Origin of the sequence: Blautia sp. HCP3S3_H10_2 (assembly GCF_052122375.1) — a bacterium.
Taxonomy (GTDB): domain Bacteria; phylum Bacillota; class Clostridia; order Lachnospirales; family Lachnospiraceae; genus Blautia_A.
Window position 1 is genome coordinate 141,703 of the sequence record NZ_JBQKCL010000005.1, and the last position, 21,867, is coordinate 163,569.

At 44.5% G+C, this 21,867-nt stretch carries 20 protein-coding genes and 1 riboswitch; of the genes, 16 read left to right on the plus strand and 4 right to left on the minus strand.

The window, feature by feature from the left end; translation table 11 throughout:
* The first annotated feature begins 133 nt into the window (after positions 1-133).
* Both ACTQWB_RS07045 and ACTQWB_RS07050 read left to right on the plus strand, forming a co-directional pair.
* Positions 134-2,170 (plus strand): L,D-transpeptidase family protein, encoded by a 2,037-nt coding sequence (locus tag ACTQWB_RS07045; RefSeq protein ID WP_441501256.1) that lies wholly within the window; start codon positions 134-136, stop codon positions 2,168-2,170.
* A gap of 91 nt (positions 2,171-2,261) precedes the next feature.
* On the plus strand, positions 2,262-2,558 hold the full coding sequence (locus tag ACTQWB_RS07050) for a DUF3784 domain-containing protein (RefSeq protein WP_441501257.1): 297 nt from the start codon (positions 2,262-2,264) through the stop codon (positions 2,556-2,558).
* 124 nt (positions 2,559-2,682) lie between these two features.
* On the opposite strand, the gene ACTQWB_RS07055 is transcribed toward ACTQWB_RS07050, so the two are convergent.
* Positions 2,683-3,297, minus strand: a complete 615-nt coding sequence (locus tag ACTQWB_RS07055; RefSeq protein ID WP_441501258.1) for an HAD family hydrolase — start codon at positions 3,295-3,297, stop codon at positions 2,683-2,685.
* Positions 3,298-3,596: 299 nt separating this feature from the next.
* Here ACTQWB_RS07055 and sfsA point away from each other — a divergent pair, with 299 nt between their 5' ends.
* The 3 genes from sfsA to ACTQWB_RS07070 are packed head-to-tail and all read left to right on the plus strand — an operon-like array spanning position 3,597 to position 6,381.
* The gene (gene sfsA / locus ACTQWB_RS07060; RefSeq protein WP_441501259.1) at positions 3,597-4,295 is read left to right on the plus strand and encodes a DNA/RNA nuclease SfsA; all 699 of its coding nucleotides are present in this window, start codon (positions 3,597-3,599) and stop codon (positions 4,293-4,295) included.
* A gap of 17 nt (positions 4,296-4,312) precedes the next feature.
* On the plus strand, positions 4,313-5,368 hold the full coding sequence (mutY, locus tag ACTQWB_RS07065; protein WP_441501260.1) for an A/G-specific adenine glycosylase: 1,056 nt from the start codon (positions 4,313-4,315) through the stop codon (positions 5,366-5,368).
* Entirely contained in the window at positions 5,365-6,381 is a 1,017-nt protein-coding gene (locus ACTQWB_RS07070) for a glycosyltransferase family 2 protein (protein WP_441501261.1), read from the plus strand. Before mutY ends, ACTQWB_RS07070 begins: the two co-directional genes overlap by 4 nt.
* A 56-nt stretch (positions 6,382-6,437) precedes the next feature.
* Here the strand turns inward: ACTQWB_RS07070 and ACTQWB_RS07075 are convergent, their stop codons facing one another.
* Together ACTQWB_RS07075 and ACTQWB_RS07080 are read right to left on the minus strand one after the other, a co-directional pair.
* Complete coding sequence (locus ACTQWB_RS07075) at positions 6,438-7,121, minus strand: phosphatase PAP2 family protein (protein ID WP_441501262.1); 684 nt, start codon at positions 7,119-7,121, stop codon at positions 6,438-6,440.
* 29 nt (positions 7,122-7,150) lie between these two features.
* Positions 7,151-8,083 (minus strand): diacylglycerol/lipid kinase family protein, encoded by a 933-nt coding sequence (locus ACTQWB_RS07080; RefSeq protein WP_441501263.1) that lies wholly within the window; start codon positions 8,081-8,083, stop codon positions 7,151-7,153.
* Between the two features lie 151 nt (positions 8,084-8,234).
* On the opposite strand from ACTQWB_RS07080, the gene ACTQWB_RS07085 reads away from it, so the two are divergent.
* The 8 genes from ACTQWB_RS07085 (at position 8,235) to ACTQWB_RS07120 (ending at position 16,966) form a co-directional block, all read left to right on the plus strand.
* Positions 8,235-10,433: a DNA topoisomerase III gene (locus ACTQWB_RS07085; protein WP_441501264.1), complete on the plus strand. Its 2,199-nt coding sequence runs from the start codon at positions 8,235-8,237 to the stop codon at positions 10,431-10,433.
* Positions 10,434-10,544: 111 nt separating this feature from the next.
* Entirely contained in the window at positions 10,545-11,222 is a 678-nt protein-coding gene (locus tag ACTQWB_RS07090; protein WP_441501265.1) for a YkgJ family cysteine cluster protein, read from the plus strand.
* A gap of 440 nt (positions 11,223-11,662) precedes the next feature.
* A complete protein-coding gene (locus ACTQWB_RS07095; RefSeq protein ID WP_441501266.1) occupies positions 11,663-13,147 on the plus strand; it encodes an AAA family ATPase in 1,485 nt (494 codons plus the stop codon).
* 69 nt (positions 13,148-13,216) lie between these two features.
* Positions 13,217-13,723, plus strand: coding sequence for an NUDIX hydrolase (locus tag ACTQWB_RS07100; RefSeq protein WP_441501267.1), 507 nt, complete (start codon positions 13,217-13,219; stop codon positions 13,721-13,723).
* 117 nt (positions 13,724-13,840) lie between these two features.
* Positions 13,841-13,947, plus strand: a riboswitch (TPP riboswitch).
* A 203-nt stretch (positions 13,948-14,150) separates the two neighbouring features.
* Entirely contained in the window at positions 14,151-14,447 is a 297-nt protein-coding gene (locus ACTQWB_RS07105; RefSeq protein WP_441501268.1) for a thiamine-binding protein, read from the plus strand.
* Positions 14,416-15,198: an ABC transporter permease gene (locus ACTQWB_RS07110; RefSeq protein WP_441501269.1), complete on the plus strand. Its 783-nt coding sequence runs from the start codon at positions 14,416-14,418 to the stop codon at positions 15,196-15,198. The genes ACTQWB_RS07105 and ACTQWB_RS07110 overlap by 32 nt, the downstream gene beginning before the upstream one ends.
* Entirely contained in the window at positions 15,191-16,198 is a 1,008-nt protein-coding gene (locus ACTQWB_RS07115; RefSeq protein WP_441501270.1) for an ABC transporter substrate-binding protein, read from the plus strand. Before ACTQWB_RS07110 ends, ACTQWB_RS07115 begins: the two co-directional genes overlap by 8 nt.
* A gap of 15 nt (positions 16,199-16,213) precedes the next feature.
* Complete coding sequence (locus ACTQWB_RS07120) at positions 16,214-16,966, plus strand: ABC transporter ATP-binding protein (RefSeq protein WP_441501271.1); 753 nt, start codon at positions 16,214-16,216, stop codon at positions 16,964-16,966.
* A 184-nt stretch (positions 16,967-17,150) separates the two neighbouring features.
* Here the strand turns inward: ACTQWB_RS07120 and ACTQWB_RS07125 are convergent, their stop codons facing one another.
* Positions 17,151-17,612, minus strand: coding sequence for a TspO/MBR family protein (locus tag ACTQWB_RS07125; protein WP_441501272.1), 462 nt, complete (start codon positions 17,610-17,612; stop codon positions 17,151-17,153).
* A 181-nt stretch (positions 17,613-17,793) separates the two neighbouring features.
* On the opposite strand from ACTQWB_RS07125, the gene ACTQWB_RS07130 reads away from it, so the two are divergent.
* The 3 genes from ACTQWB_RS07130 to ACTQWB_RS07140 are packed head-to-tail and all read left to right on the plus strand — an operon-like array spanning position 17,794 to position 21,828.
* Complete coding sequence (locus ACTQWB_RS07130) at positions 17,794-18,348, plus strand: TetR/AcrR family transcriptional regulator (protein WP_441501273.1); 555 nt, start codon at positions 17,794-17,796, stop codon at positions 18,346-18,348.
* On the plus strand, positions 18,345-19,013 hold the full coding sequence (gene hypB / locus ACTQWB_RS07135) for a hydrogenase nickel incorporation protein HypB (RefSeq protein WP_441501274.1): 669 nt from the start codon (positions 18,345-18,347) through the stop codon (positions 19,011-19,013). Before ACTQWB_RS07130 ends, hypB begins: the two co-directional genes overlap by 4 nt.
* 28 nt (positions 19,014-19,041) lie before the next feature.
* Positions 19,042-21,828: an FAD-dependent oxidoreductase gene (locus ACTQWB_RS07140; protein ID WP_441501275.1), complete on the plus strand. Its 2,787-nt coding sequence runs from the start codon at positions 19,042-19,044 to the stop codon at positions 21,826-21,828.
* Positions 21,829-21,867 lie beyond the last annotated feature (39 nt).

A 21,867-nucleotide genomic window follows, 5' to 3' on the forward strand; every position in this document is an offset into this window, starting at 1 on the left:
GTTTGACACATTTTTTTATGAAATATACATTTTAAGATACATATATGGAAAATATATGTTATAATAAAATGAGCTTTCCCTATAAGTGGGAAAGCCTGTTACAGCAGTGTTTGATCAGAGGAGAGTTTTATACATGAGTAAGGAGAATAAGCATACTCAGGAAAGTCCGGGAGACTTTGAAGATAAGATAGACGCAGCTATGGAAGAACTTGAGCTAGATCCGGATGAGGAATTTCGTGCTGCTGATTTTTATGAGGACGAAGATGCGGATCAGCGGGATAATATGGAGGACTTTGATTCCTTTGAGGATGCAGAAGATGACTCAGAGCTGGATGAACTGGGCGATGAGGAAATGGAAGAGTACCCGGAGGAAGAAGAGTATCTGGAGGAAACGGAATACACTGAGGAAGAAGCAGAGGAAGCTCATGAGCCTGTTTCTGAAGAGGGACAAAAAGAGTGGGAAGATTCCGAAAGCGATCCAGAGGAAGAGGCAGAAGAGGATTCCGCAGAGAAAGAGCTTCAGGTAGAGCTGATTCCACCACATTCCCAGCGAAGCGGAAAGCACAGAAGGGAAACGAATAGAGAAGGCAGGGAAAGCAGACAGAATGCCTCCAGGAAAGCTTCACAGAGTGGGAAAAAGCCTTCAGGACAATCCGCAAAGCCAGCGCAAAGATCAGCGCGTCCTACGAAAATATCCTATGTGCCTATATCAGATGAAGAACTGGATGAGAAGATCATTCCGATTTCTAAGAAAAAACATAAGGGACTTAAGGTAACCGGTCTTGTTGCGGCAATTCTCGCAGTGACAGCAGGCTGCGCATATGGTGCAATTTCCTATTACTACTCGGACCGTTTTTTTGAAGGCACATATATTAATGGAATTAATTGTTCCAATAAGACAGCTTATGAAGTAGAGCAGCTGATCGCAAGTGGGGTTGAGGATTATTCCATTGAAGTAGTTGCGAGAAATCAGGAGCCACAGACCATCAGTGGAAGCCAGATCAATTACCGTTATATGTCTGACGGGGAAGTTCTGAATCTTCTGAAACAGCAGAAGCCATATGAATGGGTACTGGGCTTTGTGGAGACCAGAAGCTATACTACACAGGAGAATGTTACCTTTGATAAGAGTCTTCTTCAGTCAGAGGTGAAGTCACTTAACTGTGCCCAGCCGGAGAACCAGGTGGAGCCGGAGAATGCATATGTGGCAATGGATGGAAGCGAATTTACCATTGTCCCGGAGACGGAGGGAAGTAAGCTTAAAGTGAAGGAAGCTTATAAAGCACTGGATACAGCGATTGCGGGAGGTCAGACATCTATTGACCTTGGAAGTACCCCGGATGTATATGCGGCGGCAGCTGTGACAAGTGATGATCCTACACTTCAGGCGACCAAGGATGCCTACAACAATTACACCAAGGCAAGTATTACCTACACTTTTGGCGACCAGACAGTAACCCTGGATGGAAATACTCTGAAAGACTGGCTGCAGTTTGATGATAAGGGACAGCTGGTACAGGATGATGCTTCTTTCACCCAGCACATCCGTGATTATGTGGCCCAGCTTGCAAGTGAGCATGACACAGTGGGAACCACACGTTCCTTTAATACCACAAGTGGCCGTACGGTTTCGGTGTATGGCTCCGCATACGGCTGGAAGATCGATCAGGAGGCTGAGGTGGCCCAGCTTACAGAAGATATCCGGACTGGTACACAGACCACACGTGAGCCGATGTATTCCATGCGGGCAAATGCCTATGGTTACAATGATATCGGAAGCACCTATATTGAAGTGGATATGACAGAGCAGCATATGTACTATTATCAGAACGGAAGCATTATCTTCGATTCAGACATCGTTTCCGGAGATATCCGTTATGATGACAGAGCTACTCCGCCAGGTATTTTTACCTTATATTATAAGAAGAGTCCTGATGTACTCCGTGGTGAGAAGAAACCGGATGGCACCTATGAATATGAGACCGAGGTTACGTACTGGATGCCGTTCAATGGCGGAATCGGTTTCCATGATGCTACCTGGCAGGATTATTTCGGTGGTGACCGTTATACCTATGCAGGATCTCACGGATGTATCAATATGCCGTTTGATGCGGCTGCAACCTTATACAGCATTATTGATACCAATGTGCCGATCGTATGTTTCTATTGATATGGTCTTATAGCAATTTATTACGATGCCAGGGGACAAAGGATTTTGGGCCTTGGACATCATATTACAAAAGAAGTGGGGAAATTTTAATATGAACATGGATTCATTTGACATGATACTGACCGTAGTGGCTCTGGTAATGGGAGTTATGCTTCTTTCCGGCCATGGCGATATTCTTATGAAAGGTGGAAATGCCGCCGCCCGTAAGAAAATCTATGACGAAAAGAAGGTGCAGAAGGTGTATGGTGTTACATTGCTTCTGTTTGGCATCCTTACCGGATTGGATATGGTAATAAAAAGTTTTGTATATGATATTATTTATCTGGTTGTGGTCATTGCGATTTTTGTGATCTCAGTGGTTATTGTGCGCAAGAAATGTCTGAAATAAAAAATAGTAAGAATCAATAATAACCGGAATAAAGCACAATGGTTGATTAGTAAGCAATAAGAAAAGCGTCTGTATAATCTGTGGAGCATTTAAAAACAAGCTTCAGAATATACAGGCGCTTTCTTTAAAACAGTTTCAATAAATCCGCAGGCTTCTGGATCGTGTAATCTGGTGTATCTACCTGTCCGAAGCCATAAGAAGCAAATACAAATGGAACCCCGGCCTCCTGGCAGGCCTGATAGTCACCGAATGTATCACCTACATAAACGGGAGCTTTCAGGTGGTATTTCTGTACAATGGAACGGATATTGGCTGCTTTAGCCTCCCCTGTATCGCCAGGACAGAGATGTCCGGTGAAATAGCAACCAAGACCTGTTTTTTCAAAAACAAGCTCGATATATCCGGCCTGGCAGTTACTTACCACGAAAAGCGGATAACGACTGGAAAGTTCTTTTAAGGTAGCTTCCAATCCCTGGTAAACAGGTGCACCTGTCTGCCGGAGGGCTTCGTGCTCGGCCTGGCAGCAAAGGTCGATAATACGAAGCTGCTGCGCCTCGCTGTATTCTGGAAGAATAGCTTTCGCAATATCAGGGAGAAGCCTGCCGAACAATCCCTGAAGCTGTCTGGCAGTAACCCGGATGTCTATATTTTCTTTTTCTAAGGTGGCATTCCATGCATCTGCTACAACGTCTGTGGAATTCCATATGGTACCGTCAATGTCAAAAATAATACTGTCCATTTGAAGTTTTTTCGTCCTTTCTGGTAGTTTTATTTGAATGAAAGCGTTCATTTATGGGGCTGTCTGCGTAAGCAGACATGTCTGTTTAGGGAAAAGGGCTCTGCCTTATTTTATATAGAAAAGGCAGATTTGTAAATACCAGAAATTACAGAGCAAATCAGCCAAAATTTAACTGGTATTTTATGAATTTTATGTTATGATAAGTAAGGCAGTTGCTGTCAGATGTAATTTCTGCTTTTTTCGAAAGCGGAAAGGACTGGGAATTTTTTCTGTACAGAAGCAGCGCTGCGAGGTGAATTATGAAATACGAAAATATTACAGAAGGCCGTTTCCTTGACCGTCCCAATCGTTTTATCGCACATGTTGAGATTGAGGAGCAGACTGAAACGGTTCATGTAAAGAATACTGGCAGATGTAAGGAACTTTTAATTCCGGGAGCCCAGGTCTTTCTAGAGAAGAGCAGTAATCCGGCGAGGAAGACGGCCTATGACCTTGTCTGTGTAAATAAAATGGGACGTCTTATCAATATGGATTCCCAGATGCCGAATAAAGCAGCACTGGAATGGGTCAGGGCGGGACATCTTTTTCCAGAAGAGGTGCAAGTGACACCTGAGAAAACTTATGGAAATTCCAGATTTGATCTTTATGCCTGTTCAGATAAGAGAAGGGCATTTATTGAGGTGAAAGGGGTAACACTGGAGGCAGATAATGTTGCCAGGTTTCCAGACGCTCCTACTGCAAGAGGAGTGAAGCACTTGGAAGAACTGATCCGGTGCATGGAAGATGGCTATGAGGCTTATCTGCTGCTGGTGATACAGATGAAAGGAATCATAAGGTTTGAACCGAACTGGGATACCCACCGGGAATTTGGAGAGACATTGCAGAAAGCAAAGAAGGCAGGTGTGCATATTCTGGCCTATGACTGTCTGGTAGAGCCAGAACGGATGGAAATCCAGAATCCGGTGCCGGTGTGCCTGGAAGAAAATAAATGCCGGTAATTGGAGGAAACGAATAAATGACAGATGAGTTTATACAGCCTCTTCTCACCTGGTATGATGGAAACAAAAGAATCTTACCCTGGCGTGATAAGAATAATGCCTATTACACCTGGGTATCTGAGATTATGCTCCAGCAGACCCGTGTAGAAGCTGTGAAGCCCTATTTTGCAAGATTTATCCAGGAACTTTCCGATATTCCTGCACTGGCAGCCTGTCCCCAGGAGAAGCTTCTGAAGCTGTGGGAGGGCCTTGGCTATTACAGCCGTGTGAGAAATATGCAGCTTGCAGCATTAGAGATGGTAGAAAAGTATAATGGCAGACTTCCTGAAGATTTTTCCCGTCTTATGTCGTTGAAAGGAATAGGAAGCTATACAGCAGGAGCTATCGCTTCTATTGCATATGGAATTCCGGTACCTGCTGTGGATGGAAATGTATTCCGCGTAGTGACCAGAATGACAGAAGATCCGGAAGATATTACCAGACCTGCATTCCGGAAGAAAACAGAAGGCGCATTGCAGGAGATCATTCCCAAGGACCGTCCTGGAGACTTTAACCAGGCTATGATGGAGCTTGGGGCAGTGGTGTGTGTCCCTAACGGACAGCCGAAATGTGAGCTTTGTCCTGTGCGAAGTTTTTGCCTGGCAGGGCTTCACGGTACTATGGAAAAATATCCGGTGAAAGCGCCAAAGAAGCCAAGGCTGGTGGAAGAGAGAACTGTCCTGGTCATACAGGATGGAAACTGTACTGCCATCCGGAAAAGACCAGCCAAAGGACTTCTGGCCGGTTTGTATGAGCTTCCAAACACAGAAGGTTATTTATCCCGTGAGGAAGCGCTGGAATATGTGAAACTGCTTGGTACAGAGCCTCTTTATATAGAAGAGCTGCCAGATGCGAAGCATATTTTTTCCCATATTGAGTGGAGAATGAAGGCATACAGAATCCGGGTATCGTCCCTGGAGGAGATACATGCTCCTGGAATCCTTTTTGCAGATAAAAAAGAATCAGAAAAAAACTACGCCATACCATCCGCGTTTGGCGCTTATGTGAAATACATGAAGGAGGAAATTAAATGAAATTACTTAGCATAGCAATTCCATGTTATAATTCTGAAGCATATATGGAGAAATGTATCCAGTCTCTTTTACCAGGAGGGGACGAGGTGGAGATTCTTGTGATCGACGATGGTTCCAAGGACCGGACAGCAGAGATCGCAGATGAATACCAGGAGAAATATCCGAATATCGTCCGCGCCATCCACCAGCCGAATCTGGGCCATGGCGGCGCTGTAAATACAGGTATCCATAATGCGCAGGGCCTTTATTTCAAGGTTGTAGACAGTGATGACTGGGTAAATGAGGAATCTTATATGGAGATTCTGAAGACCCTGGAAGAGCTGGTGAAAGGATCCAAGACAGTTGATCTTCTGATCAGTAATTTCGTATATGAGAAGCAGGGCGCTACACGCAAAAAAGTTATGCAGTACCGTCATTGCCTGCCGGTGAACCAGATCTTTACCTGGAATGAAGTTGGACATATGCCAAAGGGAAAATATCTTCTTATGCATTCCATGATCTACCGTACACAGCTGCTTCATGAATGCAATCTGACACTGCCTGAGCATACCTTCTATGTAGATAATATTTTTGCATTTGATCCGCTGCCACATGTACAGAATATGTATTATCTGGATACGAATTTCTACCGTTATTTCATTGGACGTGATGACCAGTCTGTAAATGAAGCTGTTATGATCCGCAGGATCGACCAGCAGCTTCGTGTGAATAAGCTGATGGTAAATTCCTATACAAGCTGTGGTAATATGAACAAACGTACCAGAGCGTATATGATCAGTTATCTGGACATTATTACTACGATTTCCTCCATTATGCTGATCCGTTCCGGCACGAAAGAGGCACTTGAGAAGAAAAAAGAGCTGCTTGAGTATATCCGCACTACAAACCGTGTATTATATGGCAAATTACGTCACAGTCTTATGGGCAACTTTATGAACCTTCCGGGACGTGGTGGACGTAAGGTTTCCGTAGCAGCTTATAAAATATGTCAGAAGTTTTATGGATTTAACTAATAAGAACCCATTTATTAAAACAACGCGCCTTCCATATGCTGGAAAGGCGCGTTGTTTTATTTTCTATGATTATTATGTCCAAATTTCTCCACAGCTATTTCTCTGGCTTCTTCTCCTGATCTCTGGGGATAGAAGAAAAGATATCCAAATAATGCCAGTGTAGCACCGCAGCATACGTCAATCACAGAATGCTGTTTCAGGAACATGGTGGACATGATGATGAGCAGTGTAAGAACCAGTGAGCCATATCGTACCCCCTTGTGATCACGAAGCGATTCACAATTGGTAAGGGACATATGAACAGCCAGGGAATTAAATACATGGATACTTGGAAGCACATTGGTAGGTGTATCTGCCCGGTACAGCCAGCGTACCATGTCAGTGAAAACATTCTCCCTTGGAAATTCTGTGGGTCTTAAATGAAGTACATTAGGATATACATAGGATACGATCAGAAAAACGGTCATACCCATCATCATATTTAAGATCAGCTGATAATATTCTTTTTTATTTTTGTTCTTGAAGATGAAGTATAAAACTGTGACAATCTGATATGGAAACCATAACAGATACGGGACAATAAAATACTCGCAAAATGGTATGTAATCATCGAAAACAGTGTCGATCACATGGAATCCACGTACCGGTCTGTGCTCCAGATAGCTGAAAAACATCAGGTAAACCAGGGCATATACAAGTATGATCAGACCATGCTTATATTTCTTTATAAATTGTACCAAGTCTTTCACTCCTTTTCAAATCGGACAGATTATACCACAGGTAAAATGATTTTTAAAGGTTTTTTTTCGATAGAAACTGTTAAATCTTTGCGTATTCCACCAGATTCCCCGTCGATGTGAATAGGGAGAGGCGTTTCGCTGTGCACATGAATATTTCTGCAAGTGAGAATATGTATGCCTTTAATTCTGGTATGCTTTCCGAAAAAAGCAGTAGGAAGACAAAAAAGCAGTTTCAGCTTCCCTACACCTTCTACCAGAATGAGATCCAGAAGCTGGTCATCCGGGCGGGCATCCGGACAGAACTTGAAACCGCCGCCCTCATATTTCTGGTTCATAACTGCTGTAAAATATACGTGGTCATAGGAAAAAGTATTCTCATCATCCAAAGTGACGGTCATTTTTCCCGGGGTGATAAAAATAAGCTGCTTCAGGGCTATGAACAGATAGATCAGCTTGCCAAGTCCAAGGCGGTTGAATATCTTCTTAAGCGGGGTGGCCAGTACTTCCTGGCAGACACCTGCGTCATAGCCGATTCCGGTGCTGATCCCAAAACGTGATTTCTTATGGTCACGTGTAAGATAAGGAACATCCATAGTGCAGATGTGCTCTGCTTTCAGGATATATTCAAGGGATTCCATTGGATCAAAGGGAAGCTGCATGCTTCTGCAGAAATCATTGCCGGACCCGGTGGGAATGTATCCGAAGACAGCCCGGTCAAAATCTGTGATACCGGTAAGCACTTCGTGAATGGTGCCATCCCCTCCGACTGCAATGATGTATATAGGATCCGAAATGGTTCCAAGAGTACAGGCACTGGCGGCAATCTCAGTGGCGTGACCGGAATATCTTGTCAGGCAGTACTGGAAAGAAATTCCACGGAGCATAAGCTGCTGGTGAATCTGATTCCAGATCGAACGTCCCCTGCCAGAGCGGGAATTTGGATTAACGATGAAATAGTACATAATATCTCCCTGCTTACTTACTGATTCCATAATACCATTGGCAGGCAAGTATTACAAATTAATTTTACAAAAATATTCTAAAAAATTTCTGAAGTATGTTATACTGTAATCATTCCTTAATAATTGTTCAGAGCAGGAGTATAGAAAGAATATGAAATCACTTGTAATCGCAGAGAAACCATCTGTTGCCAGAGATATTGCCAGAGTAATAGGTGCGAATCAGAAAAATGGGGGAGTCCTGGAGGGCAGGCAATATGTAGTTACCTGGGCACTTGGACATCTTGTGACCCTGGCAGATCCGGAAGAATATGATAAGAAGTATGAGAAATGGGAAATGGCCACACTGCCAATGCTTCCCAAGGATATGAAGCTGGTGGTGATCCGCCAGACTGGCAGACAGTTTTCTATAGTGAAGACCCAGCTTTTCAGAAAAGATATAGGAGAGATCATTATTGCTACAGATGCCGGCCGTGAGGGAGAGCTGGTCGCCCGCTGGATCCTGGAAAAAGCAGGCTGCCATAAACCAATCAAAAGGCTTTGGATTTCGTCGGTAACAGATAAGGCAATCAGAGAAGGCTTTGCAAATCTGAAAGACGGACATGCTTACGACAATCTTTACAGGGCGGCTGTGGCAAGGGCAGAGGCAGACTGGCTGGTAGGAATGAATGGAACAAGGGCGCTGACATGCAAATATAATGCCCAGCTTTCCTGTGGCCGTGTACAGACGCCGACTCTTGCGATGATCGCAAAAAGAGAAGAAGAGATCCATAAATTTGTTCCAAAAGAGTACTATGGCATTTCGGCTGAAACCCAGGATGTGAAATGGACCTGGCAGGATGGGAAAACCAAGAGCTTCCGTACCTTTTCCAGGGAACGGGCAGAGGAAATAAGAGGTAAGCTGGAGAATGGAGCTATTGAAGTAACGAAAGTAGAGAAAAAAGAGAAAAAGACCATGGCACCAGGACTTTACGATCTGACTACCTTACAGAGGGAGGCCAACCAGAAATATGGCTTTTCTGCAAAAGAGACTTTGAATATTATGCAGCGTCTTTATGAAAATCACAAAGTACTCACTTATCCAAGAACAGATTCCAGATACATTGGAAAAGACATTGTACCAACGATCAAAGAAAGGCTGAAGGCCTGTGGAACCGGTCTATACAGAAAGCTTGCCGGGGCACTTATGAATAAGCCGGTGCAGGTAAATGCCAGCTTTGTGGATGATAAGAAGGTCAGTGACCACCATGCGATCATCCCTACCGAGCAGTTTGTCCAGCTGGATCATATGACAAATGAGGAACGTAAAATTTACGACATGGTCGTGCGTCGTTTTCTTGCAGTTTTGTATCCGGCATTTTTGTATGAGCAGGTCAATATGGAGGCGAAAGCCGCCGGGGAACTGTTCGCTGCCAGTGGAAAGATCGTAAAAAGTCAGGGATGGAAGGAAGTTTACGAAGGCGGTGTAAGTGATGAGTACGAGGAAGACATGGAGGATGAGAAAAAGCTGCAAGACCAGCGTCTCCCGGAAATAAAGCCAGGAACCAGATTAAAGGTTTTGAAAGCTTCATTAAACACAGGCAAAACAAAGCCTCCTGCAAGATTTACTGAGGCCACTCTTCTTGCCGCAATGGAGAATCCGGTGAAATTTATGGAGACAAGAGACAAAGAAGCAGTAAAAACATTAGGAGAGACCGGTGGACTTGGGACAGTTGCTACCAGGGCAGATATTATAGAGAAGCTTTTCCATTCCTTTATGATGGAGAAAAAAGGCAATGAGATCCATATTACTTCCAAGGCGAAGCAGCTTCTGGAGCTGGTCCCGGAGGACCTGAAAAAGCCGGAACTGACTGCCGATTGGGAAATGAAGCTTTCAGGTATTGCCAAAGGCAGGATCCGCCAGGGAGATTTCCTGCACGAAATCCGTGATTATACCTGCGAGATCGTAGACGAGATTAAGGCGGGAGAGGGAACCTTCCGTCATGACAATCTGACAAATAAGGTTTGTCCACGATGTGGCAAAAAGCTTCTGGCAGTAAATGGCAAGAACAGTAAAATGCTGGTATGCCAGGACCGTGAGTGTGGCTACCGGGAGACCGTTTCCCGTACCACCAATGCCCGGTGTCCGAAATGCCATAAGCGTATGGAAATGTATGTGAAAGGAAAAGAAGAGACTTTTGTATGCGCCTGTGGACACAAGGAGAAGCTTTCTGCATTCCAGGCCAGACGCCAGAAGGAGGGTGCAGGCGTTGGGAAGCGTGATGTGCAGAATTATCTGCGGAAGCAGCAAAAGGAGGCAAAGGAGCCGGTGAACAATGCGTTTGCACAGGCGTTATCCGGATTGAAATTGTAATTGATTGAAATAGGATGGAGACAAAAGTAACAAGCATGACGCACACTTTTGTACGAAAATCCACTTGGCTTTGAAAAGTTACCAAAAAGAAAAGGAAAGAGGAATTTGCGTATGCGCCGAGAAGTATCTTTGGAAGAGATTTCTGACGGAAGACTTTATGAATTAAATGATATGGTAAAGGCAGACTGCCAGGATTGTGCAGGCTGTCACGACTGCTGTGAAGGAATGGGAGATTCGGTGGTACTTGATCCTATGGATGTCTACCGCCTTTGTATCAATCTGGGAAAAGCCCCGCAGGAACTGGTAAGCGCAGGCTTGATCCAGTTTGACGCTATGGATGGAAATATTCTGCCCCATCTTTGCATGAGTGGGAAGAATGAATGCTGTGTTTTTCTAAATGAACAGGGACGGTGCAGTATCCATTCTTTCCGCCCTGGATTTTGCAGGTTGTTCCCTCTTGGACGTTATTATGAAAATGGCAGTTTCAAATATTTTCTGCAGATACATGAATGCAAAAAAGGAAACCGCAGCAAGATAAAGGTAAAGAAGTGGATCGATACCCCGGATCTGCGCCAGTATGAGAAATTTGTGGCGGACTGGCACTATTTCCTGCTGGATGTACAGGAAGTACTTTATAACGCTACAGATGCACAGCTGATCCGGAACCTGAATCTCTATGTGGTAAACCGTTTCTACATGAAGCCTTATGAAGTCAACAGGGACTTTTACGAGCAGTTTCAGGAAAGGCTTTCAGAAGGAAAAGAGCTGCTGAGCCTAGAGCATGTTTGAAACAGGCTCTGGAGCGTGCCTGAAAAAATAAGAACTCCCGGAACTCAGAATGAGCCCGGGAGTCTTTTATTTTTAGAGTGCAGTGTTCCATAAGAAGCTTTGGGAGGGACTATGGCATCTGCGCACTAAAAAACATATATAAAACAAATGTTAAGTAAAAATCAAATATAAGTAAAAATGAAATATTAGAAAAATGCTCACGTACTAGAATACACGAAAACCAAAAGTTTGGCAAGTGCTTTTTGAAAAAACAACAGAAAAAATGACAGAAAACAACTGAAAATCTGCCTGGAACGAAAACGTTATAGGAAATGCATCGGAGGAAATGAATCGGTTCAACTCATTCTGGACAATAAGGAAAATTATTGCTATAGTAGGAAAGAAGAAATTGGGTATGAAAAATACAGTGATATAAATTAAATATGAGAGAGGACTAAGTTATGCCAGTATTTGACTTCAGTGGCGCGTCTGCCAGTAAAGCAGAAGCGAAATGTACTTATACAACTTTTCACAGCAACAATGCACAGCCGTCACCCCGGCAGCCGATCATGGTGCTGGACAATAAAGAAAGACAGTGGAAGCATCATTCCTGTGGTGTGTTTACCAATCCGGTGAACCGTACTGCTTTTGAATTTAAGGAAGAGGATGGCACCTACACAGCAGATGTGCTGAAAATTGATTCCAGATTTACCAGCCTTTTGAAATGGCTTGGGGACAGCCGCATTAATGTGCGCTTATCAGGTGCGAATACAGAGGAAGGCTATGCGGTATACCGTATCCGTGAAACTGCATTTGGAGGCGGCACCAAGCTTTCCGCGGAGGATGGTTTTCTGCAGTTTATGATCGAGAGACTTCTGGAGAGCAATGCACCTGCTGAGACAGAGGAGGACGAGGATCAGGAAGAGACTGGTGATGAGATGAAGCTTACCAGTATCCAGAGTATTACAGATTTTATGACCTGTGCAGGTAAGACCCTGCCGGATAATATCAGACTTTGGACAAGAAGAAATCTGGCTGTTGCAAGATCCAGCGAGGTTTCCCAGGAAGAGCGCCATCATGCCCAGAGAGCTCTTTCCATTATGCTGAACATTCAGTGGAAAAACAATTATTTCGAGGCAATCGATCCTGTTGAGGCAAGAAGAATCCTGGATGAAGAGCTTTACGGAATGGAGCGGGTAAAACAGCGTATTATTGAGACGATCATCCAGATCAACCGTACCCATACCCTTCCGGCTTACGGACTTCTTCTTATAGGTCCTGCTGGTACCGGTAAATCCCAGATCGCCTATGCGGTTGCAAGGATTCTGAAGCTGCCGTGGACGACTCTGGATATGAGCTCTATCAATGATTCCAAGCAGCTGACCGGAAGCCCGCGTATTTATGCGAATGCAAAGCCTGGTATTATCATGGAGGCATTTTCCATGGCAGGAGCTTCCAATCTGGTATTTATCATCAATGAGCTTGACAAGGCAAATTCCGGTAAGGGAAATGGAAATCCGGCGGATGTTCTTCTCACCCTTCTGGATAATCTTGGTTTTACCGACAACTATATGGAATGTATGATTCCTACGGGCGGTGTCTATCCGATTGCTACAGCCAACGACCGCGACCAGATCAGTGCGCCGCTGATGTCCAGATTTGCAGTGATCGATATTCCGGACTATACAGCCGAAGAGAAGAAAGTAATCTTTTCCAAATTTTCCCTTCCGAAAGTTCTTAAGAGAATGCATATGGAAGAGGGCGAGTGCATTATCACAGATGGAGCGCTGGATGCTATTATCGAACGTTATTCTAACACCTCCGGCATCCGTGACCTGGAGCAGGCAGCAGAACATATTGCGGCAAATGCGCTGTATCAGATCGAGGTAAATCATGTGGAGAAAGTTACATATACCAGAGAAATGGTAGAGGAACTGCTGAAGTAGCTGTGATATTTGATAAAAAACACATACAAAGAATAAAAATGGAAGAAATATATAACAGGAGTGACCAAAATGGAGTTCTGGGATATCTATGATATAAATAAAAGACCAACAGGCCGTACCATGAAGCGTAATGACTGGTGCCTGAAGGATGGAGAATATCATCTCACTGTTCTTGGGGTAGTGGCAAGACCGGATGGCACTTTTCTTATTACCAAACGTGTAATGACCAAGGCCTGGGCACCGGGCTGGTGGGAGGTTTCCGGTGGTGCCGCCCAGGCAGGAGAGTCCTCTTATGACGCAGTGTTACGCGAAGTAAAGGAGGAAACTGGACTTGATGTAAGCACTGCCAGGGGAGGCTATCTTTTTACATATAAGAGAGAAAATCCTGGGGAAGGAGACAATTACTTTGTAGATGTATATCGGTTTGTAATGGATGTGCAGGAGAAAGACCTTCATCTGCAGGAAGAAGAAACAGATGGCTATATGTTTGCAAGTCTTGATCAGATCAAAGAACTTGCATCCCAGGGGAAATTCCTTCATTACGACAGCATCAAGGCTGCTTTTGAGAATATTTAGTGCTCATTCAGAACCAGGCGTTTTGGCGGCTGGGTGGGATTATTGTAATAATGAAAAGGGTTAAAATAGTTTCTTGCAATTTCATGCAATGTATACTATAATAAGCAACGAAATCTGAATAAAAACCAGGGGAGTTTCAATTGAGAAGCTGAGAGTAAGGTAGACCTTAGACCCTTTTAACCTGTTGGATCATGCCAGTGTAGGAAGTGTTAGCGATGGAATTAGGAGCATTTGCCTGGATGGCAGGTGCTCTTTTTGCACTACAGGAATTGCATGTCTGAAAATCATTCCTGCAATCTGCACGCTCTGGGCGTGTTTGAAAAAGGATTTCGCATAAGGTTCTTATTCGGTTTTGAAAAAGTCGTAACTGGCTCTGAACAGTTACCAAAAGTCCTATATATGGGACGGAAAATAGGAGGAAAACAAAATGAACGCAAGTGTAGCAATTCAGGTACTGCCAAATGTACAGGATGATGAAGAGGTGATCCGTATCGTAGACGAGGTGATCGCCTATATCAAGTCAACAGGGCTGAACTATTATGTAGGACCGTTCGAGACAACAATCGAAGGTGACTACGACCAGCTGATGGACATTGTAAAAGAATGCCAGCATGTGGCAGAGCGCGCAGGCTGCAAAGCTATGAGCGTATATGTGAAGATCGCTTACAAACCAGAAGGGGATGTGCTTACCATTGAAAAGAAAGTCACCAAACATCACCAGTAAGATCCCGCCGGTAGTTGCCATGGCAGCAATTCTGCTGCTGTGGCAGCTGGTAAGCATATCACCAGTTGTTCCGTCGTATATGCTTCCTTCGCCCATCGCGGTATGCCAGGCCTTATTTAGTGATCTGCCTACCATTCTTTTCCATGCAAAATTTACTTTGCTGGAGTCTTTTTATGGACTTATGATCGGAATCGGACTGGCATTTATATTTGCTACAGTGATGGATTGTTTCCGCGTAATGGATCAGGCGTTTTATCCGATCATGATCATCACCCAGACGATTCCTACGATCGCGATTGCACCGATCCTGGTATTGTGGATGGGATTTGGAATGGCACCGAAGATCACGTTGGTTGTGATCACCACTTTTTTCCCCATCACCATTGGATTGCTGGATGGATATAAAAGTGTGGATCAGGATGCCATACGTCTGATGAAAGCAATGGGAGCCAGCCGGTCACAGATTTTCCGCCATGTGAAATTCCCGGTAGCTTTGCCCCAGTTCTTTTCCGGACTGAAGATTTCAGCTTCCTATGCAGTAGTAGGTGCGGTGGTTTCTGAATGGCTGGGAGGATTTAACGGACTTGGTGTTTATATGACACGTGTAAAAAAGGCATATGCTTTTGATAAAATGTTTGCAGTTATTATTTTTATCGTGATCATCAGTTTGCTGCTTCTTCTGGCAGTGAATATCGTCAGCAGGATCGCGATGCCATGGCTGCAGGTTGAAAAGGAGAAAAACCATGAATAAGAATCTGAAAAAAATCGTTGTACCAGCTGCCGCAGCAGCAATGGTGCTTGCAGTTCCTACAGGCGTATATGCAGAAGATGGTGCACCAGAGAAAATCACTTTTTGTCTGGACTGGACCCCAAACACGAATCACACCGGACTTTATGTGGCACAGGCAAAGGGCTATTACGAAGAGGCTGGCCTTGATGTGGAAATCGTACAGCCGCCGGAAAATGGAGCGGCTCTTATGTGTGCAGCAGGCCAGGCGCAGTTTGCAATTGAGGCACAGGATACCATGGCTGCTTCCCTTGCACTTGACGAGCCTCTGGGAATCACAGCGGTTGCTGCAGTTATCCAGCACAATACTTCCGGAATCCTTTCAAGAGGAGGCGACGGAATCGATAAACCGGCAGGGCTTACCGGAAAGACCTATTCCACATGGGATTCTCCAATTGAGCTCGCTATGCTGGAAAACGTTGTAAATGGTGATGGCGGAGATTTCAGCCAGGTTACTTTAATTCCAAATGATATTACAGATGAACCGGCTGCACTTGCTGCGAACCAGACAGATGCCATCTGGGTATTCCAGGGCTGGGGTGGAATCAATGCAGAGGTAGAAGGAGTAGATTGCGACTACTTTGCATTTTCTGATATTAACCCTGTGTTTGATTATTACACACCAGTTATCATTGGAAATAATGATTTCCTTAATGAGAACCCGGATCAGGCAAAAGCGTTTATGGAAGCAACCGCAAAGGGATATGAATATGCAGCTGAAAATCCAGATGAAGCAGCACAGATTCTTATCGATGGAGATAATACAGGATCCCTGAAGGATGCCGAAGAGCTTGTAAAGAAAAGCCAGGAATTCCTTTCTGCAAAATATATTGATGATGCAGACAGCTGGGGTGTGATCGATCCGGAGAGATGGAACGCATTTTATAAATGGCTGTATGAGAACCAGCTTTGCGAGAAAGATCTTACCGGAGTTGGATTTTCAAATGATTATCTGCCACAGTAGAGGTAGATTGTAAAAATGTCATTAGAAAAAAGTGAAGTAATTTTAAGAGCAGAACATATTTCAAAGTCATACGGTGAGAAACAGGTTCTTCAGGATATTTCCATCCATCTGAAGAAAGGGGAACTGGTGTCCCTTCTGGGAGTCAGCGGTTCTGGAAAAACTACGCTGTTCAATGTAATTTCCGGTATTATTTCTCCCGATGAAGGAAAGGTCTATCTAAAAGACCAGGACGTAACTTCCGCTCCTGGAAGTATTAGCTACATGCTGCAAAAAGATCTGCTCCTTCCACATAAAAAAATGATCGATAATGTGTCGCTTCCCCTTGTGTTAAAAGGAATGAAGAAAGAGGAAGCAAGGGAAAAGGCAAATCCGCTTTTTGCAGAATTTGGACTGGAAGGTACTCAGTATCAATATCCAAGCCAGCTGTCTGGTGGTATGCGGCAGCGTGCAGCTTTACTTAGAACTTATTTAAGCTCCAGCGGGGTTGCCCTTCTGGATGAGCCGTTTTCAGCACTGGATACGCTGACAAAGGCAAGCGTGCACAAATGGTATCTGGATATCATGCAGCATATTGATCTTTCTACCTTGTTTATCACCCATGATATTGACGAAGCTATTCTTTTGTCGGACAGGATCTATATTTTAAATGGAACTCCTGGAACGATCAAGGAAGAAATTGTGATCAAAGAGGAAAAGCCCCGGGCAGAGGATTTTGCATTGTCTGAGGAGTTTCTGGAGTATAAGAGAAGAATTATTAGTAAATTGTAGGGCGTTTTTCCGAAAAAGCCTTCTGTAAAATGAGCGTGCAGATGGCTGGCAGGTATTGGGAAAAAGCTCTGGTATATAAGGTTGATGAAAATAAAATATCCCGGCAGGTCATCTCGCTTTTTCGTATAGTATTTGGAAAGCGTGGCCTTGCCGGGATATTTTTGTGAGGCCATGTGGACACGCTTCAATTAAGAAAATAAATTCCCAGGTTCAGATACCCCGCAAATGTCACCCACGCCAGGTAGGGCAACAGCAGATTGGCAGCAGCTGGCGATACGGCTCCAAAGGCCCGGATGGTTGCCAGGATCAGCAGCCATAAAGCCACAAGCCAGAAAAAGGAAAACAGATACCATTCATAATTGAAAAACCAGATGGACCACATGAAGTTGAAGAAAAGCTGTAAAAGAAAGAAAAACAGGGCATTGTTACTGCATTTTCCAGAATTTGCGACAAGGTAAGCGGCGAAACCCATTAGCAGGTAAAGAATAGTCCACACAACAGGAAACACCCATCCAGGGGGCGAAAGGGGTGGTTGGTTTAAATCTGCGAAAGTTTCCATAGAGCCGGTGGTGAACAAGGCAGAAACTGTTCCCACAGCAAGGGGGAACAAAAGAAATGGAAGAAGGTCTTTGATCTGGGATTTCATGAAAAGACTCCGTTCGTATGGGAAAATCAGTTTATTATATGATGTCGGCGTGGTAATTATGTCTAAGGAATAAAGCATTCTTGATCAGAGGAGTTTAAATTGACACTATTTGTCTGAAATGGTAAAATGTAGGAAACCAGAAAACCAAAATGAGTTTCCGAGTTTCCAAACGGAGGTAGGAATGAGAGAAAAAATCATCGAGGCAACAATTGCGGAATTTGCACAGAATGGTCTGAAATTCACAATGAGTGATCTGGCAAAGCGTCTGGGAATCAGTAAGAAGACGATCTACACGGTTTTTGAGAGTAAACAGGCGGTGCTGGTGGCCGTGGCTGACTGTTATGCGGCAGATTTAAAAAGCATGCAGGTAGAGCTGGAGGCAGATACCAGCCTGGATGTTGTGCAGAAACTGGAGAAGCTTTTGCTCGCATTGCCAGAGAAGTATTACGATATCGGCCTGAGCCGGATCTATGAACTGGCAGAAAAGTACCCTAAGCCTTACCGGCATCTGATGAAAGAGGCCAATCATGGCTGGGAGCTGGCAGAGAAATATCTGCAAAAAGGCATGGAAGAAGGTTTGATACGTACGGTATCCATTCCTGTTTTTATGGCTATGGTAAAAGGGACTGTCAGGTGTTTCATGGAAACCAGTGTTCTGTATGAGAATGATCTGACATATGAACAGGCTAAGAAAGAAATGGTAGAAATACTAATGAAAGGAATTATAAGCAGGTGAAAGAAGTAAGAATCCTGGAAATTAAGGAAAGTGTGTTTGCAGATAATGACAGACAGGCAGATCAGCTGCGTGACATGCTGAAAGAAAAAGGTGTTTTTCTAATGAATCTGATGTCATCCCCTGGTTCTGGCAAGACTACGACTTTGACCGGAACAATCGCTGCTTTAAAGGACAGCCTTCGTATAGGGGTGATGGAAGCAGATATTGATTCGGATGTGGATGCGAAGACAATTGCCCAGACTGGTGTGAAAGCCATTCAGCTTCATACAGGGGGAATGTGCCATTTGGATGCAGAGATGACCAGGCAGGGAATCGAAGGCCTGGGAGTAGAAGAGGTAGATCTGGCAATCCTGGAAAACGTGGGAAATCTTGTATGTCCCGCTGAGTTTGATACCGGTGCATCCAAAAATGTGATGATCCTTTCTGTGCCGGAGGGACATGACAAACCATTGAAATATCCTCTGATGTTTGAAATATGTGATGCAGTACTGATCAACAAAATTGATGTACTGCCTTATTTTGACTTTGATATGGAGCTTGTGGAAAAATACATCCATCAGAGAAATCCCAAAGCAGAGATTTTCCCAATCAGCGCCAAGACCGGGGAAGGCATGGAAGCGTGGACAACATGGTTAGAGAAACAGGTCGCTGACTGGAAATCATAAAGAAAAAGAGAGGGGAAAAGAAAAAGAGATGAAAAAGGAACTGGACAAAGAACTTTATCCGGATTATGTATATCCGGAATTTACCCCGGATCAGAATGAGCCGTTTCGTGAACCAATCGCGAAGCTGGGTAAAAAAATCACGGACCGTATTCCGCAGAAGCTGGGTCTGAAAAGAATCACAAGAAACGATCCTGAATATTGGGGGCTGGCCGGGGTGCTGACAGATGAAGAAGCAGAGCTTGCTATCAAGCTTGGAGTCAGAAAACCCAAAACACTTCCGGAAATTGTGAAGCTTTCCGGACTGGAAGCCAGGAAATGTGAAGCTCTGCTGGAAGAGATGGCACGTAAGGGACTTCTGGAATACAACTGGGAGAATGCTTCCCACGAGAAGCAGTACATCCTGCCCATGTATGTACCAGGCTGTGCTGAATTCTTTAATATGAATGCAAGTGTGCTGGAGTCTAATCCAGAGATGGGAACCTTTTTTGAGCATATGTCACGTCTGCCATTGGAAAAGATCACACCTTTTGTCCCAGAAGGCGGAGCTGGTATTGGAATGCATGTTATTCCTGTGGAAAAGGCCATTGAGATGGAGAATGAATCTATTGATCTGGAACATATTTCCCATTGGCTTGATAAATATGATGGAAAATATGCAGCCAGCCCATGTTCCTGCCGTCGTTCCCGTCTGACCCACAATGAAGGCTGTGCAGATGATCCGGAAGGATGGTGCATTGCCATTGGTGATATGGCTGATTATGTGGTGGAAACACAGAAAGACGGACGTTACATTTCCAGGGAAGAGGCACTGGAGATATTCCGACAGGCAGAAGAAAATGGTTTCGTGCATCAGATCACCAATATTGATGGAAAGGATAAAATTTTTGCCATCTGCAATTGTAATGTAAATGTATGTTATGCACTTCGTACCTCTCAGCTGTTTAACACTCCAAATATGTCCAGGTCTGCATATATTGCCAGTGTGGAGAAAAATAAATGCGTTGCCTGCGGTAAATGTGTGGAAAGCTGCCCGGCAGGAGCTGTAAAGCTGGGACAGAAGCTTTGCGACAAAGAAGGATGTGATATTACATATCCACGGATGCCCCTTCCTGGTGACCAGCCGTGGGGCGAGCATATGTGGTCACATAATTACCGGGATACCAACCGTATCAACTGTTACGATACCGGTACAGCACCATGTAAAACTGCCTGTCCGGCGCACATTGGGGTACAGGGTTACCTGCAGCTGGCAAAAGAAGGACGCTATGATGAGGCACTTGCGCTGATCAAGAAAGATAACCCGCTTCCGGCAGTTTGTGGACATGTATGTAACAGACGATGTGAAGATGCCTGCACAAGAGGAACCATTGATGAGGCAGTCGCAATTGATGAAGTAAAACGCTTCATCGCAGAAAGAGACTTAAAAGCAGAAACACGCTATATTCCTAAGAAAACCGTTCCGTCATTGAAAGGTGGATTTGACGAGAAAATTGCGATCATCGGTGCTGGCCCGGCTGGTCTTTCCTGTGCATATTATCTTGCACTGACTGGTTACAAGCCAACCATATTTGAGAAAAATGATGAGCCAGGTGGTATGCTCCGCTATGGAATTCCGTCTTATAAGCTTGAAAAAGATCTTCTGGCTGCTGAAATTGATGTGATCCGTCAGCTTGGCGTGGAAATCCGCTGTGGAGTTGAAGTGGGAAAAGATATTACCATTGAAGAATTAAGAGAGCAGGGCTACAAGGGATTCTACGCTGCAATCGGATGCCAGAGAGGAAGAAAGCCGGGAATCAGTGGGGAGAATGCCAAAGGTGCGTATGTAGCTGTTGATTTCCTGAGAGAAGCAGGAGCTAAGGAAAGCTTCGCATTTGAAGGGGATGTTGTAGTCGTTGGTGGCGGAAATGTTGCCATTGATGCTGCAAGGATCAGCAGCAGATGTGTAGATGCGAAGATTTCCATGTTCTGTCTGGAGTCAAGAGAAAAAATGCCTGCAAGCAATGAAGAAATCAAAGAGGCGCTGGAAGAAGGAATCCAGCTGAACTGTGGCTGGGGACCAAAAGAGGTTCTGGAAGAGGATGGACATGTAAGTGGTGTTGTTTTCAAAAAGTGTGTGCGGGTATTTGACGAACAGGGCAGATTTTCCCCGGAGTATGATGAAAATAATACAGTAACGGTACCATGCCGCCATGTTATCTTCTCTGTAGGCCAGGCAATTGACTGGGGACATATGCTGGATAATCTTCATGTGGAGCTTCGTCCAAATGGAGGTGCGATCGCCAATAAGCTGACCTATCAGACATCTGAGCCGGATATTTTTGTTGGAGGAGATGTATACACCGGTCCGAAATTTGCAATTGATGCCATTGCAGCAGGACGTGAGGGGGCAATCTCCCTTCATCGCTATATACATGAGCATTGTACACTGACGATCGGCCGTAACCGCCGTGATTTCATTGAGCTTGATAAAGAAAATATCAAAGTAGATACTTACGACACCTCCAGCCGTCAGATTCCGCCAAAGGCAGATGGAAAAGCACAGGCGAAGACCTTCCGTGACCTGTCCTCTGCTTTTACAGAAGAACAGGTGAAAAAGGAGACATCCCGTTGTCTGTCCTGTGGTGCGTCAGTAGTAGATCCGAATAAATGTATTGGATGTGGTGTCTGCACCACCAGATGTATGTTTGATGCGATCCATCTTCGCAGAGAGCTTCCTGGCGCTTCGGTTATGCGGGCATCAGAGGATAAGCTGAAATACATCCTGCCGAATATGGTAAAACAGTCAATTAAGGTGAAATTCAGAAAGAAAAAATAGGAGCTGTGCATGGTGGAGTATGCTGCTGGCTTTGGGAAA